This window comes from Candidatus Nitrotoga arctica, from assembly GCF_918378365.1.
Classification (GTDB): domain Bacteria; phylum Pseudomonadota; class Gammaproteobacteria; order Burkholderiales; family Gallionellaceae; genus Nitrotoga; species Nitrotoga arctica.
On the sequence record NZ_OU912926.1, the window covers coordinates 1,223,976 to 1,238,602 of the forward strand.

General features: G+C 45.2%; 18 protein-coding genes, 1 other RNA gene and 1 pseudogene. 17 read left to right on the forward strand and 3 right to left on the reverse strand.

Annotated features, from left to right (window positions below; all coding sequences use genetic code 11):
* Positions 1–263: 263 nt before the first annotated feature.
* On the reverse strand, positions 264–1,451 hold the full coding sequence (locus tag MKZ32_RS05525) for a hypothetical protein (protein WP_239796348.1): 1,188 nt from the start codon (positions 1,449–1,451) through the stop codon (positions 264–266).
* Positions 1,452–1,634: 183 nt separating this feature from the next.
* On the opposite strand from MKZ32_RS05525, the gene MKZ32_RS15655 reads away from it, so the two are divergent.
* The 5 genes and pseudogenes from MKZ32_RS15655 (at position 1,635) to MKZ32_RS05540 (ending at position 3,724) form a co-directional block, all read left to right on the forward strand.
* A complete protein-coding gene (locus tag MKZ32_RS15655; RefSeq protein ID WP_420887759.1) occupies positions 1,635–1,757 on the forward strand; it encodes a helix-turn-helix transcriptional regulator in 123 nt (40 codons plus the stop codon).
* A 151-nt stretch (positions 1,758–1,908) separates the two neighbouring features.
* Positions 1,909–2,064, forward strand: a pseudogene (locus MKZ32_RS15560) (Arm DNA-binding domain-containing protein); the annotation flags it as partial.
* Between the two features lie 89 nt (positions 2,065–2,153).
* Positions 2,154–2,444, forward strand: a complete 291-nt coding sequence (locus tag MKZ32_RS05530; RefSeq protein WP_239796349.1) for a hypothetical protein — start codon at positions 2,154–2,156, stop codon at positions 2,442–2,444.
* Positions 2,445–2,847: 403 nt separating this feature from the next.
* Positions 2,848–3,393 (forward strand): hypothetical protein, encoded by a 546-nt coding sequence (locus MKZ32_RS05535; protein WP_239796350.1) that lies wholly within the window; start codon positions 2,848–2,850, stop codon positions 3,391–3,393.
* A gap of 82 nt (positions 3,394–3,475) precedes the next feature.
* A complete protein-coding gene (locus tag MKZ32_RS05540) occupies positions 3,476–3,724 on the forward strand; it encodes a hypothetical protein (RefSeq protein WP_239796351.1) in 249 nt (82 codons plus the stop codon).
* A gap of 829 nt (positions 3,725–4,553) precedes the next feature.
* Here the strand turns inward: MKZ32_RS05540 and MKZ32_RS05545 are convergent.
* On the reverse strand, positions 4,554–4,736 hold the full coding sequence (locus MKZ32_RS05545; protein WP_239796352.1) for a hypothetical protein: 183 nt from the start codon (positions 4,734–4,736) through the stop codon (positions 4,554–4,556).
* Positions 4,737–5,075: 339 nt separating this feature from the next.
* Between MKZ32_RS05545 and MKZ32_RS05550 the strand changes: the two genes are divergently transcribed.
* From MKZ32_RS05550 to MKZ32_RS05565, 4 genes are all read left to right on the forward strand, one after another.
* A complete protein-coding gene (locus MKZ32_RS05550; protein ID WP_239796353.1) occupies positions 5,076–5,342 on the forward strand; it encodes a hypothetical protein in 267 nt (88 codons plus the stop codon).
* 207 nt (positions 5,343–5,549) lie between these two features.
* The gene (locus MKZ32_RS05555; protein ID WP_239796354.1) at positions 5,550–5,789 is read left to right on the forward strand and encodes a hypothetical protein; all 240 of its coding nucleotides are present in this window, start codon (positions 5,550–5,552) and stop codon (positions 5,787–5,789) included.
* Between the two features lie 84 nt (positions 5,790–5,873).
* On the forward strand, positions 5,874–6,245 hold the full coding sequence (locus tag MKZ32_RS05560; RefSeq protein WP_239796355.1) for a hypothetical protein: 372 nt from the start codon (positions 5,874–5,876) through the stop codon (positions 6,243–6,245).
* Between the two features lie 693 nt (positions 6,246–6,938).
* On the forward strand, positions 6,939–7,529 hold the full coding sequence (locus MKZ32_RS05565) for a hypothetical protein (protein ID WP_239796356.1): 591 nt from the start codon (positions 6,939–6,941) through the stop codon (positions 7,527–7,529).
* A gap of 196 nt (positions 7,530–7,725) precedes the next feature.
* Here MKZ32_RS05565 and MKZ32_RS05570 read toward each other — a convergent pair whose 3' ends face one another.
* The gene (locus tag MKZ32_RS05570; protein ID WP_239796357.1) at positions 7,726–9,651 is read right to left on the reverse strand and encodes a DNA repair helicase YoaA; all 1,926 of its coding nucleotides are present in this window, start codon (positions 9,649–9,651) and stop codon (positions 7,726–7,728) included.
* 300 nt (positions 9,652–9,951) lie between these two features.
* On the opposite strand from MKZ32_RS05570, the gene ssrA reads away from it, so the two are divergent.
* The 8 genes from ssrA to MKZ32_RS05605 all read left to right on the forward strand — a co-directional run bounded on the left by ssrA (position 9,952) and on the right by MKZ32_RS05605 (position 14,627).
* Positions 9,952–10,320: a transfer-messenger RNA gene (ssrA, locus tag MKZ32_RS05575) on the forward strand.
* A 163-nt stretch (positions 10,321–10,483) separates the two neighbouring features.
* Positions 10,484–11,698 carry a tyrosine-type recombinase/integrase gene (locus tag MKZ32_RS05580; protein WP_239796358.1) on the forward strand — a complete coding sequence of 405 codons (1,215 nt, stop codon included), beginning with the start codon at positions 10,484–10,486 and terminating at the stop codon, positions 11,696–11,698.
* Between the two features lie 501 nt (positions 11,699–12,199).
* Positions 12,200–12,412, forward strand: coding sequence for a helix-turn-helix transcriptional regulator (locus tag MKZ32_RS05585; RefSeq protein ID WP_239796359.1), 213 nt, complete (start codon positions 12,200–12,202; stop codon positions 12,410–12,412).
* Positions 12,413–12,509: 97 nt separating this feature from the next.
* Entirely contained in the window at positions 12,510–12,752 is a 243-nt protein-coding gene (locus MKZ32_RS05590; protein ID WP_239796360.1) for a hypothetical protein, read from the forward strand.
* A complete protein-coding gene (locus tag MKZ32_RS05595; protein WP_239796361.1) occupies positions 12,745–13,020 on the forward strand; it encodes a hypothetical protein in 276 nt (91 codons plus the stop codon). The genes MKZ32_RS05590 and MKZ32_RS05595 overlap by 8 nt, the downstream gene beginning before the upstream one ends.
* A gap of 303 nt (positions 13,021–13,323) precedes the next feature.
* A complete protein-coding gene (locus MKZ32_RS05600; protein ID WP_239796362.1) occupies positions 13,324–13,932 on the forward strand; it encodes a hypothetical protein in 609 nt (202 codons plus the stop codon).
* A gap of 132 nt (positions 13,933–14,064) precedes the next feature.
* Positions 14,065–14,286, forward strand: coding sequence for a helix-turn-helix transcriptional regulator (locus MKZ32_RS15660; RefSeq protein WP_420887720.1), 222 nt, complete (start codon positions 14,065–14,067; stop codon positions 14,284–14,286).
* Entirely contained in the window at positions 14,283–14,627 is a 345-nt protein-coding gene (locus tag MKZ32_RS05605; protein ID WP_239796363.1) for a hypothetical protein, read from the forward strand. Before MKZ32_RS15660 ends, MKZ32_RS05605 begins: the two co-directional genes overlap by 4 nt.

Genomic DNA, 14,627 nt, shown 5'->3' on the forward strand with positions numbered 1-14,627 from the left:
TTAATATATATAAAATTGGAACCCAATAGTGGCAAAGCTTCCAACTAACTATTCGACTGACACAGCTTTTTGCCCATGTTGAAAATCGAGCTATGGAAAGTTGTTGCTGCCAGGAGTCGGAGCAAATAAAGGCCTACCAACTCAGGGGCCATCCGACCGGGGCAATTTAGGGAGGAGTTTTGGAGTTACCTCATTTCCATCCGCACTATCAAAAAAGGTTCGCATTCAACAAAGACCATCCTGCCGTATGATTACCCGCCCAATCAATGTCCCTGTAAAAATGGAGAGAGCTTTCCAGAAACGAAATGGTTCGGACGCCATCCGGAGAGCAGTTTCTCTACAATGAAGTTATCAAGAAATCCTGAGGCTAACCCCACTACCGGGTTTGTTGCATCTAGTGCTAGGGTCAACACGTAGCGAAGACTTTTTACAGGAAGTCGCTGAATCCAGCCTTCTGAGGAAACGTCACGCATATAAGTTCGAATCAAATCCTCATCTGGGTTGACGGCTTTGAGCCAATCCTTAAATCTTGCTGCACGATCCAACAAGCTGAGAAATTCATCGAACGAACGCTCTCCTGAGTCGATTACCTCTGCCACGCTGGGTGAGTCCGGCAAAATGACTTCTGTGAACTTTCGACGCGAGTCAACATTAAGCTTTGATCTTCTAAGAAGTTCGGCGTGCCGAAGCTGAATGATCGAAGATGTGACAGCGGAAGTTACAAAATCGCCACCATAGAAAGATGCCAAAGCTAGATCAGCGCGCGCATTCAAAATGTTATTCAATAGGTAAGCAATCGTCAGAGGGTCAAGGGGTGGTACAAATTTGCTACGTTCTCTATTAATTGAATTTAGATCGATGTTTGTAAAAACATAGAGCCCTATAACAGAGTCGATTACTTCGAATTTCATATCATCTCCAATTACATAACCTCCCGGTGTGAGGGCAATGGCTTGACGCATCGCTTGTGCCGCGTACTTGGTGTCCAACACATCACTTTTAGCCGCTAGAGTAATGCCGTTTTGGAGAAAGTGATTCCCAGAAAATTTACGAATCGGAACTAGTTCTAAAAAGGCTTTGGAGAAGCGCTTTGCTTCCGCTTTAGGAATGCTTTGCCGTTCGAGTTCGTATTGCAGGCGCTCTGCCGGTGTCTTTAATTTACCTACATTCTCATGACCGGCCAGCCTCGTTGTAATGAAATTGTGGTACTGAGATACCCCGGCTGATTCTGTTTGCGTAGCGAGCATCTCCTCGCAATAAACGGCAGATACGTCGGTGCGATGTAGCAAGGTTAAGATACGACCTGTTCCTATCTGCTGGATGAGATTAAACAATGTTTCACGGTCAATAAAGAGTTGCACTTTTTGGTAGTAAAGCAATGTTTCAGCGATGCGGCCCGCTGAAATTGGCAAACCGCCTTCAGCGCGGCGTAGGACGACGTGTTCAAACATTGGGGATTGTAGGAGGGTGAATTATTGATAACCTCACATAATTACGGCAAGGCAAGATGGATAATCGAAATTTTTTTATAATTCTGTTAAGCATTTTGAATTATTTATTAAAAATAAAGTACTACGATTGAATAACCCTAATTAATTAATTGACTGGCTTATCTTTCACAAAACTGTTGAGGAATTGTCAGGTTTAATTTAAGCAGAGCAACAATTTATCGTTTAATTAAAACGGGTAAATTTCCCCGCCCGCTATCAATTGATACCGGAGCAGTGCGGTGGAGACAATCAGATATGATAGCTTAGCAGCATTCTCTTAGCGTCACTTCTGTAGAATGAAAATTTGTCACTAGCCGTGAATGTTAGGGGGCATAACTGGGGGATTTATAAAGATAGTCTTCTTAGTCTCTAGCATTCATGGACTGCGCGGTATTCTTCGACGGATACAGCCGCTGATGGCGGCGACATGTATTTGCTGATACAAATGTCAGGATCGAAATGTTGGCGGGTGGATACCAGCTTTGCTGGCAAGCGTAAGACGTTGGCAATTGGAGTATATCCCGACATATCCTTATCTCAAGCAGGTTTTCTTCGCCCTGTTTTGAGCGTGTAGCGTTCAATACCGTAAAATAAAGAACTTCTTCTATCTGTGCTTACCTCTGACAGAGGAAGTAATCTTAATAACAACGAAAAGGAATCTACATGGACGTTCAGAATGAACTGAATAACGAATTTAGAGATGCTCTAAAAGAATTGTTATCTTTCACCAAGGAAACAAGCGATCTCGTAAATGAATATAAAAAACAATCTATTCGAAATCACGAAAGAAATACGCTCTTATTTACTGCTGCTTTTAGAGAGATTTACCGTCTTGATCCTGAATCGAAGCAACGCATCCAATTATTTATTGATGAAATTCTCTCGGATAATGACGACCCTGAGTTTATCTTAAGCATCGTTAAGGACGCCCAGGAAGTTTTAAAGGCCCGTTGATCACGTAGTGTTTACCGGCGAATCCGCTTAATTTTAAAATGCAATCTTTTAAAACTGCTACCCGCTCATCATTCGTTCTTGGCTGAGCTGGTACGTCAAGTCCATCTTAAGTCGTCCTTACCGCTGTGGTTGTTAGGGAGACGCTGATTAATTCAAAATTTCGCGCGCAACAAATTGATTCTTAACCGTGCGAATTCTGAAACGCGAATTAATCAGCGCTTCCTTAGAACAAAAATGCTGAAGATTAACTCTTTGCTAGCAGAGATTGATTAGGCAGTCAGTTCATTTCAGACCAGAAAACCTTCAGGCCGCTCGGAAACCCACCTTCAAAGGTTACGTTCGCTTTCGCACATATTCTTTATCTGTCTTCAGGTAATGTTGACTTACATTCCAGGAGAATAAAATGACAAAAAAAACTTGCAATCAAGCACTCGAATTACTAGCAGCCGACCATGATAAGGTCAGAGGTGCGTTTCAAGAGTATCAAAAACTTGGACCCAGAGATTACATTTCAAAAAAAGCTCTGATAGATACAACATGCTCGGATCTTAAAAAGAATGATGTTCTTAAAAAGGATGATGTTCTTAAAAAGGATGATGTTCTTAAAAAGGAAATTCTTTATCCAGCTGTTACGCGAGGATCCCAGAAAGCACATGATACTATTTTTGGAGCAATCAATAAGTTTGCGAAGGTAAAGTTTTTTATGGATTTAATTCAATCTTTGACCCCACAGGATCATAAATATGACTCTACAGCAGCGCAATTATTTGAACATGTAGAAATTCATGCAACAGATGTAGAAAGTGAAATCTTTCCCTTGTTGGGGGTAACGTCTATGCGTTTACCCACTCTAGGACAGAGGATGGCAAAGCGAAAAGAAGAGTTATATTTGGACGAGGTGGGTTGGCAAAGTGTTTTTAACTCACGACAGTTGAAGTTTTCTTATTAATATTTCCATGTTTAAAGACGTTAGCAATATATTCAAGCAATCTGAGCTTATTGGCCTTTGTATTAAATATTAAGGAGTTCACATGAAACTCATCGCTTGTGTCACATTAACCTTGCTTACCGGTTGCGCTATGAGCGCTGACCATAAACCGCTTCAAATGAGTGAGCAAGAAAAAAAGGATCGATCTACATGCATGGATAAGGCAAAAGAAGAGATGGCTGCCAATCCCACTCGATATGGTATGGAAAGCAGCACAGTAAACGACTCCAATTTTTCTTTGCGTGAAGGCGACTTAATAAATATTTGCATGAAAGCAAAAGGTGTTTATTAAGTAGTTATGAAGTCTAAACGCACGGGGGGTAGAGGGAGATAAAAAATCGTCCCCTAGGGAAAGAGCGGAAAAGAGAGATGACATGAAGCCCTCCGCTTAATGTCACCTAGGAGTTAGAGGCACAAATAGAACTGTGAAACTATTTGCATTCCTAAGCAACAAGCGGAGAACGATTGCATAGTAACCGCCGTCTTTAAAATTATCCGTGCGGTATCAAACAGAGCTGCGCTTATTGTAATTAATTCACCAGGGCAGCAACTTGGGATCAATTGTTGCCACAACTAGCAAGGCTATTACTATTGCTGACGCTATAGAAAAGAAGAAGCCTTTTACATTAATAGCTTCAATATTTCGTTTGTTTAAGTTTTGATTAGATATCAACATAATTTTCCTCTGGAAATCAGTTTAGATTTTTAATCTCAGCAAATTCTAAACTTCTGTTAACTTCTGGATGTACCTGTGAAATCGCCTTCCGCTTAATACTTAGTCAGTGGAGACTGAAAGTGCACATAGGGGCTTGGATCTATCTGCGCTCTCTAGCAAGAAGCAGAGAACAGTTACAGAATAAGTGTGAAGGATGATGGAGTGTCTGTGCGATGAGGCACAATCGATGGGGTTTTACGTTGCCAATATTAAATAGTGATTGTCAAATACGTTACTTTGTCTGCTCCCGCAATAACATGACAGCAGTTTTCAGATTCTCAGTTTGGGACGGCTATATCTATGATTTCGGGAAGGCCGAAATTGATGGTTGCGCCATAGTGCAGTCAAGGAACCCATCGTGCCAATCCACGTAGTTTAAGTCTTTGGCGCATATTCCTACTTTTTCTTATTCGAGATGGTTTAATCGCTGGGCTTCGCCTTCCAAAAAACAAAGCGGGCATGGAGTAGGCATACTTGGGCGCTCATTAGCCATGTTCCATTCAGCCAAATACGCATCGACCTGTGCTTCTGTGCCGCTATTAAATCTAATTAGTTGTAGTAATTCTACGAGCAAATATTTAAGTGCCATGTTTATCTATCCATCTTGATTCGATAATGAGAATTATTCTAATTAGAGATGAATAAGATTGCAAGCTTAACTTGAAATATTGCGTCGTCTAAATGTAATTCTCTATATGATTCCCTGTGGCATTTATGACGCGATCCACTATTGGTATTTGGCAGAAAACCCCATAATATCCGTAACTCATCCTTGTCTATTTCTAAGTTTTAGAATATTAGTAACTTACGCAAGTCTCAGCTCCCAGTTTCAGTGTAATCTCTCAATCGATGTGCCGCTATGAACGATATCGCACAGACTAGCTTTTAAGATCGATTAGACTATTAAAAATTAAAAAGGAGTAACTTCATGAAAATTTACATATTTTTAGTTTTTATCGTTGTTTCTGCAAATGCCATCGCGCAACAAGTTCCAAGAGAAATTACTGACAAGCCCACGCCGGTCAAAATATTGCCGAAACCATCGCCGCCTCCCCAAATTCTAGGATCGGCGCATCAGTACAATCAGCTAAGAGATATGGTTCAGACTCAGGCAAATGAAATAAAAGTACTATCCAGCAAGATTGATTCGCTTGAAAAACAGATGAGCAGGATGGAGGGGCGACGACGATATTAACAATATCTGTGTGGTGCTGTCTTCTACGACAAAGGCTATACTGTTCGGGGAGTATTAAGCTACTCGAGATCGCAATCACCAGTAAAATTAAAAAAAGTCTCGAATGAAATTGCAACAAGTAAACTTCAAAATTCAAAAGACGATTTAAAACAGGAAATAATTGAACTGCCAGGTTATGCTAATAGCTATATAAAACGAGGCGAACACATGAAAATTATCGCATTAATTACATTAATCTTACTCATAGGTTGTACTCCTAAATCTGACAAAGCGCCATCTACAAAGAGTGAACAATATAAAAAGGATCTGGCAATTTGTAAACAAGATGCTGACAAAGAAATGGCTAGAACTGCTGGATCAGGTAGCACTACCTTGAACAATATGAATGCCGAGGTGCGCGAAGAGGAGCTAACTAATCTTTGCATGATGGCAAAGGATGTTTATTAATTTTTATATAAAGCTTAGGGGTGAGTGGGGAAGTTGCTTAGGGTATCCTGAATCGTAAGAAATTAACAAACAATATATTGACCAATGAATTTATATGATTCTGAAGAAGTAAAAAAACGCGTAGAGAAAGTTTGGGAACGGGTCTTTTTAAATTGTAATTCAGTATTAAGACAATCAAAGATTTACGGTTTTTATTGCCGCCAAGAAGTACCGCATCCCAATATGAATGCGCTAATAGTCCATTTGAACATTTTTTCTGCGGTAATGAATATTTTGGTAACCCAAGGAATGGAAGCTGGAGTGGATTATGCTCAATTAAAATCAATTTTAAATGCCAAAGAGCAATTAACGAAAATGGAACGGGTAGCGGTTGCTATCAATGGGAATAATAAAACAGATTATGAAAGCGCAATTTTGAATATTGAAAATGTTACTTCGCTAAGAGTTACTGATTAAAGAAAAATAACGCCCGGTTTTGGCTAATCACTGTTAGGCCGGAAACACGAGAGAGTGTGGAATGAAAGTTCACCCGTTTCCATCATTTGTGCGGGATCACACGCATTGATAATAACTAGAACACCATTAATAATTAAAATCTGCTTCCTATTCAAGCAAGTATGCTACTCATGCTGATAGTCCAAGGAAACCAATCGGTGACTGCTATCAGCATAAATCCTAGCGCCAAGACTGTCACCAATATCGTTCCTATTTCTATTGATTTCCCCCAAGCGTTGTTTCCTACAACTGGAGTTTCTAAATTATTTTTGCTTGGTAACATATTTAATACGCCCAATCTTTGTGATGTAGTTAATTATAGTTGTTTCAACTTTTAGATGAAAACATCTAAGGTGCTCATTTTTCTAAAAGATGCTCGCACAAAATATGTGCGCCTTAGGAGAAAATAAGCACATTAGCAGCAATAGTGAAATCTTGATATTCATCGCCCTTGTGAAAATCACGAAGACCGTCAAGTATTACGAATACTGCCACACAGATAATTTGGCCTAATATCCCAAAGAAATTCCATGAAGGGCCGATATGCAATTTTTCATAAATTCTACAAGATAGTGTGGATGATTAAAAATCAAAAATGGCGAAATTCAATTCGTGTACGAAGTAGCATGGCCACAAAATTTAAATGGAGAAAAAATGAGATCACCCAAATTTGCATCAATCAAACATTTAATCACTCGCATCCCTGAAGATGGGCAGCTTGGAACTGAACTTCGGGGCCTAATGCAACGCATTGAAAAGGATGCTTTCGTGGTGACAGAATTGAGAGAACATCCAGACCCTATGATGACGGCGCTCGCCATCAGTCAGGACATTGCAACCGCGCAAGACAAACTTAAAGTTACCATCGATGCGGTGCGTGATCTCTTACGTTCTAGCATTACCCAATTTCGCGAGAACGTGAAAGCTGAGCAACTTAAATCGGCAAATTTGGTGCCAAATGAGTATGCCACAGAGATTCGCTCGATTTACCGTTGTCTTGACGATGCAGGGAAAGCAAAGATGCTTGCTGACGCCTTCACCCAAAACGACGGTGCAACAGCAGCGGCTTTGATTAGCGTGCCAGCGGTGCTCACGGGTATAAACCCTGATCGAGTTGCCCAGCTCCGTCAACAATTCCTTGATTTAGTTGCGCCTGCAAAGAATGTCGACTTTATAAATAAGTTTTCGGATACGTCAGAAGAAATTCTCCGCATCGCCAGCGAAATAGCGATTGAGCCCGCATAAATTAAGAGGTGACTTAGGGGTTGTTTAATTCAATTGAACTTACCCTTGGCTAATTAGTGCCCCATTTAAACGACCGGGCACACATTATGGAACAATCCATAGTCAAAGCAGCAGCAACAAAAAAGCGGGTGGTATAGGGACTGCCTATCTCGTCCTGTGTGATCATATCCCGGTACGTAATTAATGATTCCATGCACTACGCAAAAAAATCCACCGCTTCACTTAAATCCCGCGTGCGCTTGAATGGTGGTAAGCTCTGCCATATTCGTTTGCCGTAGGATTTTGCTATCAAACGCGGGTCACAAATCATCAGTACGCCACGATCGGTCTCATCTCGGATCAAGCGTCCCGCACCTTGCTTAAGATTAATTACCGTGCGGGGCAACTGATATTCCATGAAGGCGTTACGTCCCTGACTGGTGATCTGTGCAAGGCGCGCCGCCAGTACCGGGTCATCCGGCGGAGCGAACGGCAGTTTGTCTATTACCACTAGCGAAAGAGCTTCACCGCGCACATCCACTCCTTCCCAAAATGACTGACTGCCCAATAGTATGGCGTTGCCGTGTTCGCGGAAGCGGCTCAATAGCTCATTACGCGAACCTTCGCCTTGCAACATCAAGGGATAGTTTAGCTTCTTGCGTTCGAACTCAGTCGTTAAAATTTCATGCGCGCGTTGCATGGCGCGCAGGCTGGTGAACAGCAAAAATGCCCGTCCTTTACTGGCCTCGATCAACGGAAGAGCCGCCAGCACCACCGCTTCGGTATAACCAGGATTATTCGGATCGAGCATATTTTGGGGCACATATAACAGCGCCTGCTCAGGGTAATTGAAAGGACTGTCCCAGCAGGCAGTTTGAGCCTCAAGCAACCCCATCTCGGATTGATAGTGCGAGAAATCCTGCTTAACTGTAATCGTGGCTGACGTAAAAATCCAGGCACGTGGATGACCATTAATTTGCTTGGCGAATATTTCTGCGATGGACAACGGTGTGGTGTTGAGTTGCACGGATTGGTGAAATATTTCCAGCCAGCGCACCATATCCACTTGCTCTTTATCCCGCCATTGCAAGATTTTTTGCGCCATCACCTGCCCCCGTTGCCAGCAACTCTCTAGTCCCTCGCTACGCTCTGCTTGCTTCTCCAGCAGACTGTTAACCTGCTTGAGCTTATCGCTTAACACGACCATGGCGTCCGTCCAGCCGGATAAATCTTCCATGGCGATGGCAGTCATGCGGCCCTCGCTTTGTTTAAACACCAGGCGCAAGTCACGTGCGGCTTTGTCCAACGAGTCGGTAGCAGTGGGAAGCGCGGCAAAGTCTTTAGCGGAAATCGCCGCCTCCAACCGCGCGTCTCGTGCCAGCTCGATGATTTGTGAAGTCGAAATACTCTCGCCAAAAAACAAGCTGGCGGTTTCAGGTAATTGGTGTGCTTCGTCGAAAATAACCGTATTGCAGGCTGGCAGCAATTCCGCCAGACCTTCGTCACGCAGCATCAAATCGGCGAAAAACAAATGATGGTTCACCACCACCACATCAGCCCGCATCGCCTCCTTGCGTGCCTTAAGTACAAAACAATCTTTATGATGCGGGCACTCCTGGCCCAGGCAGTTATCGCGCGTTGAAGTCACCTGCATCCAGATAAGTGCATTCTCTGGCACATCGCTCACACCACTCTTGTCGCCGGACTGGGTAATTTTCGCGTACTTCACAATTTTGGCTAGATGGCGTGCATCCTCGCGCGTGGTAAAGCGGCCATCAGATTGCGTGCGTTCGAGGTGATAATGGCACAGATAATTGGAGCGGCCCTTGAGCAATGCTATCGAAACCGGTACTTTTAGCGCATCACGCACTGTGGGTAAATCGCGTTGGAACAGTTGGTCTTGCAAATTTTTTGTGCCGGTGGAAATAATTACCTTGCCGCCTGCGAGCAGGGCAGGGACGAGATAGGCGAAAGTCTTGCCTGTGCCTGTGCCTGCCTCTGCGATCAGCTGTCCATTCACGGTAATCGCCTGTGCGATGGCTTGTGCCATTTCCACCTGTTGTGGACGCGCACGAAAATTTGGGATGTGCTCTGCCAGCGCACCATCAGGCGAAAACAGGAATGCGATTTTTTTATCTATCATTGTTAAAACAGTAGTCCAACGAGTCAAGCAGCGAATTGATTTGCATGGTATCACTGCATGAAAGCAACGGGTGACAGATAACCGGGGCAGGTCTGTTTCCGTTGCCGGTTATGGATGACACAAATGTCCCCGGTGATTTCCTGGAGCCTGATTCAGAGAACGGTAGCCCCGATGCGATTTGTACCAGATACCCTCTTAAACAGCTATTACCGTTAATTGAGAAGGTACGGAACTTCTTCGGCTTTTGCCACTCAGAACTGCTACAATCTGCGAAGTTTTGTAGCAGATCATATCGAAACCGGGGGCGACTTGGCTTCGACGTGGGTTGCAAAGCAGTGTAGGGCATACCGAGGACCCGCAACCTCGTAAATCAGCTGGAAAACCAATAGTCGCAAACGACGAAAAGTACGCTTTAGCCGCGTAAGTGGTTAGACCTCACACCCTGCTGTCCGTGGAGGGGCTCAAGGCCGCAAGGCCGCGATGAGTGAGGTCATATACACGGAATCGTGTCATGCAGGGTTACTTTGTATGGCATTAAATTTAGGTAACTCGTTCGGTAGCAGCCTGTCGGTTGGCGTCTACCGGATAAAATTAAATAACTTGACTAAGTATGTAGAACTGCCTGTAGAGTGCTTGCGGACGCGGGTTCAATTCCCGCCGCCTCCACCAATTGAGTGTTTTAAGAAGTCCAGTAACATCCTTAAACCCGCCTAAGTGCGGGTTTTTTCTTGTTTTTAGCTTCCAATACGGGGTAACATCATCCAATAGCATCCGGCTTTAAATAGGGGTAACTCTTCGGGGTAACCTCAGAACTGAAAAAGGAGTTACCCCAATGCCTTTAACTGATACCGCAATCCGCAATGCCAAGCCTGGCGCAAAGCCTGCCAAGCTATTTGATGAACGTGGTTTGTTTTTAATTGTTACCCCAGCCGGGGGTAAGTGGTGGCGCTTCCGCTACAAGTTCGATGACAAGGAAAAATTGCTGTCTCTTGGTGTGTATCCCGACGTGGGGCTGAAGGATGCTAGGCAACGACGCGATGACGCGCGCAAGCTGCTTGCTGATGGCATAGACCCCGGTGAAAATCGCAAGGCTATGAAAGCTGTAAAACAGGATCGTGCAGCAAACAGCTTTGAAGTGGTGGCGCGAGAGTGGTATGCCAAACACGCCCCCAATTGGGTAGAACATCACGGCGATCGCATTATACGGCGATTGGAGCGCGATATTTTTCCATGGATTGGCGGGCGACCGATAGCTGACGTGAACGCCCCCGAGTTGCTGGCGGCGGTGCGCCGGATTGAAAGCCGTGGCGCACTGGAAACCGCACACCGGGCGCTAGGCAATTGTGGGCAGGTTTTTCGCTATGCGGTTGCGACCGGGCGGGCAATGCGCGATCCATCCGGCGATTTGCGTGGCGCACTCCCCCCCGTGAAGGGCGAACACTTTGCTGCAGTGACTGAACCAATACAAGCAGCGGAATTACTGCGGACACTCGATGGCTATCAAGGTACGCTCACTGTTTCCTGCGCGCTTCGCCTTGCGCCCTTGGTTTTTGTGCGGCCAGGCGAACTACGCAATGCCGAATGGGCAGACATTAACCTTGATGCGGCAGAATGGCGCTACCACGTCACAAAGACCGATTCAGATCACATTGTCCCTCTGGCAATGCAAGCAGTGACGATCTTGCAGGAACTTCATGCATTGACCGGCACGGGGCGTTTCGTCTTTCCGGGGGCGCGTAGCAACGGGCGACCAATGAGCGATAACGCCATTCTTGCGGCCATGCGGCGTATGGGCATAAGCAAAGATGAGATGAGCGGGCACGGCTTTCGAGCAATGGCGCGCACCATCCTTGATGAAGTGATGGGTGTGCGCCCTGACTTGATCGAGCACCAGCTTGCCCATGCCGTGAAAGACCCGAACGGGCGAGCCTACAACCGTACGGCTCACCTTCCAGAACGGAAGAAAATGATGCAACAGTGGGCGGATTATCTGGATAAATTGAAGGCGGGAGCGGAAGTCGTACCTATTCCACAGCGGGCGGCATGATAGCAGGCAGACAGTTGGTCGCCCCGAACCCCCACTAAGGTACTTCCAGCCAAACCGGCCGCCAAGGGCAATTCGAAGCCCGATTTCGCGCTGTTTATTGGGTTTGCTAAGGGGGTTATGTAATATTGTTTGATCTATCCCGACTGCTGATATCCAAAAACACTGCGACACTGAGGGCAAACCAACAAAACCAAGAGACCCTGCAGGTTTCAAGCCTGTTAGGGACTGGAGACAAAATGAGAACAGTCTGAGAACAAAGTGAGAACACTTTTATTAAATGAATTGATTAACTTTTTCTCTTACTAATTACGTTTTTACTTTTTCCGTGTCTTGTTGGTATGTTCTTGCCCTTTCTTGGAATTCAGCGCGAGAAGGATTTCCCTTTGGCGCACCGCCCCACGTCTGGGTATTTGCAATATTCCTTAAATGTGTTAAATTAAACTTTTATTGCATATTTAAGGGAATATGATCGAAATAAAAACAGGTAACAAAAGAGAACCAATGACAGTTGAAGAGCTTGACACTGCCTTGGCTGCGCTGGAATGGAAGGTAAGTGATTTTTGCCGGGCAACAGGTCTGCATCGCAATACCCCGAGCCGCTGGCGTAATGAGGCGGTACCTATACCTGAATGGGTGCCCAAGCATTTATCACTGCTACTGGAAGTAAAGCGATTGAGTGCCCTTTATGTGGTGCCCCCAAAGATAGAGGAATAAAGCGATACCCTGGCGCTTTACCAGGGAAATAATGACGGAGCCGGGAAGTGCCGACAAACTGACCAGCCCCTGACCATATTACAAAGGACCTTGCAATATGATTGCGAACATTTTAACCCTTGCCAATATCTCCCACAAAGTTAATACACAGGTTGAACGCCTGATGATGATGCAAGACCTCACGCGATTGACTATCAAATCTGTAGAGCCAGATGGCAGCGATGCCACATTGGCTTTATTGAATGGAATACTATCGATGTTGAGTATAGACACTGAGAATATGCACCGATTTTTTGAGGATCTTGAAATCCAATTAGAAAGCGAGGTGGCTCATGCTTAAGCCAAAACGGGAGCTTACTATTAATAAAGACGAGTCTGTGATCCTGAACCATGACCGGGTCACTATTTGCCTTGGTGCAGCATATGAGCTTGATGCCTTGGCAAAGCTGCTGCCAGACGTGGTCGAAGGCAACGACAAGATGGAACATCTCGTGGTGCGTGGAATTGCAAGCCGCATCAAGTCACTGTCAGAATTATTAATGAGTGGATTGGATGAAGAAGTGAAGACCAACGCCCATTTAACGCGGATATTGAGAGTGACGGACTAAATAGTTTTGCCACGTCTAGCCCCGGGTAATTCCCTGGGGCGAACAGCCGGAAATCCCTTCACCGGCTTGGCGCTGGTACCTTTGAAGGCTGTACCTTGAAGGGAGGCATAATGTTGAGCTTGAGCAAGTAAGTGAAAATAGGATGATGCGCTGTTCACGAACAGGAGGCTGAAATTGACCACGGAGAAAACCACTCGTAGTGACTGGACACTCAATGACTGGGCTGCAGCATTGGCCAGGGATGCGCCGAATCCAGTACCGCGTGCTTGCCTGCCCTGTTTCTGGTTTTCAAGAACTGCAGCATTGGCCAGCGATGCGCCGAATCCATTACCGCTGTGGCCGGATGCCGTGATTGAGGACAAATCTCAAACCCATACGCACTTCGAAAACAATGCGGTTCACAGAGCTTGTAAAATGTATGTGATATCCGCTCAGGTTGAGTTAAAGCTACAAAACCTTGTGAAAGATATGCGCATGGTCAAAGACCAGGTTTGGTCAAAATCAAAGACGGCAGGGCAGCGCAAAAATGAGCTTAAGCTGGTAAAAGAAAAAGCTGCCGAGTTAAAGCTGTTAGTTATGGGGTTGACGTTCGAGGATCGTTTTAACTTGGATGATGAGTATTTTGGGCAGCCAGGGGATCCGCGCTTTGATCTTGCACTTGACCTCATTGAAGACCCCGCCATCTTGAATTTGGCGGGTAAATTGATTCCAGATATCGAAAACGCGGCAATGAATGTTCGAGCCAGGATCAAACATGTTGTGAAACCAGAGCGTCATGCTGACTTTATCCGATGCATCGCCCAAGCCTTAAAATCGACCAATATAAAGCCCGGTGTATTTCAGGAGGTTTCTATCGCTGTTTTTGCGGATGCCGGTGTGATGATGTCAGAGCGTGCATTGCGAGTAAAATGATGCTACTGCTAGCATAGTTGTTAAGACTTAGTCAAGTACAAATCCACATCTAAATTACATCAAATTTGTCCTAGATTGTGTGGCTCTCGCCGCGCAAAATCCTGCCCGTCAATTACATGAAGGGTCAAACAAATGAAAGTGAATCCAAGCGGAAACAACCAGCCTGAGCGTTTGCTCAGATTGAATGAAATTGTATATCTCGTGGGGCTGGGGAAATCCAGCATTTATGAGATGATGAGCAGAACCCCTCCCGCCTTTCCCCGTCCCCTAAAGTTGTCCCGCCGGGCCGTGTGCTGGCCAGCATCGGCAATTGATGCGTGGATTCAAGAGCGCATCAAAGCTGGGGGCCAATGATGAAAAATTCCTCAACTCGAAAAAGTAAGGCAAGAACAGGGCAAACTGGCAACGTACACGAACGCATCCAGTCCGAATCCAAGCAGGCAAAAAAATCCCATTCCTTTATGCCGTACGATGCCGATGAAACACCGGCCTTGGCTGCACTGCTTACTGATGCCTTTAAGGCCGTGATCGAGGCATTGCCGACCAAGTTTGAAATGGAGGGCCGCGTGTACTGGGTACGCTGTTCTATTGGTCTGGCACGGGTTGATGTATTCGACAACCCCACCACGTCGCAACCGCTGATAAGGGGAATTGTTGGAAACCAAGATGCCTTCGGGCATAACCCCGTCCATTGA

Bases quoted from the DNA above. Each gene is read 5' to 3' on its own strand.
- MKZ32_RS05525 (WP_239796348.1), bottom strand. From the start codon at position 1,451: ATGTTTGAACACGTCGTCCTACGCCGCGCTGAAGGCGGTTTGCCAATT.
- MKZ32_RS05545 (WP_239796352.1), bottom strand. From the start codon at position 4,736: ATGGCACTTAAATATTTGCTCGTAGAATTACTACAACTAATTAGATTT.
- MKZ32_RS05580 (WP_239796358.1), top strand. From the start codon at position 10,484: ATGCCTTTAACTGATACCGCAATCCGCAATGCCAAGCCTGGCGCAAAG.
- MKZ32_RS05530 (WP_239796349.1), top strand. From the start codon at position 2,154: ATGGACGTTCAGAATGAACTGAATAACGAATTTAGAGATGCTCTAAAA.
- MKZ32_RS05560 (WP_239796355.1), top strand. From the start codon at position 5,874: ATGAATTTATATGATTCTGAAGAAGTAAAAAAACGCGTAGAGAAAGTT.
- MKZ32_RS05550 (WP_239796353.1), top strand. From the start codon at position 5,076: ATGAAAATTTACATATTTTTAGTTTTTATCGTTGTTTCTGCAAATGCC.
- MKZ32_RS05540 (WP_239796351.1), top strand. From the start codon at position 3,476: ATGAAACTCATCGCTTGTGTCACATTAACCTTGCTTACCGGTTGCGCT.
- MKZ32_RS05565 (WP_239796356.1), top strand. From the start codon at position 6,939: ATGAGATCACCCAAATTTGCATCAATCAAACATTTAATCACTCGCATC.
- MKZ32_RS05585 (WP_239796359.1), top strand. From the start codon at position 12,200: ATGACAGTTGAAGAGCTTGACACTGCCTTGGCTGCGCTGGAATGGAAG.
- MKZ32_RS05605 (WP_239796363.1), top strand. From the start codon at position 14,283: ATGATGAAAAATTCCTCAACTCGAAAAAGTAAGGCAAGAACAGGGCAA.
- MKZ32_RS05555 (WP_239796354.1), top strand. From the start codon at position 5,550: ATGAAAATTATCGCATTAATTACATTAATCTTACTCATAGGTTGTACT.
- MKZ32_RS05590 (WP_239796360.1), top strand. From the start codon at position 12,510: ATGATTGCGAACATTTTAACCCTTGCCAATATCTCCCACAAAGTTAAT.
- MKZ32_RS05570 (WP_239796357.1), bottom strand. From the start codon at position 9,651: ATGATAGATAAAAAAATCGCATTCCTGTTTTCGCCTGATGGTGCGCTG.
- MKZ32_RS05595 (WP_239796361.1), top strand. From the start codon at position 12,745: ATGCTTAAGCCAAAACGGGAGCTTACTATTAATAAAGACGAGTCTGTG.
- MKZ32_RS05535 (WP_239796350.1), top strand. From the start codon at position 2,848: ATGACAAAAAAAACTTGCAATCAAGCACTCGAATTACTAGCAGCCGAC.
- MKZ32_RS15660 (WP_420887720.1), top strand. From the start codon at position 14,065: ATGAAAGTGAATCCAAGCGGAAACAACCAGCCTGAGCGTTTGCTCAGA.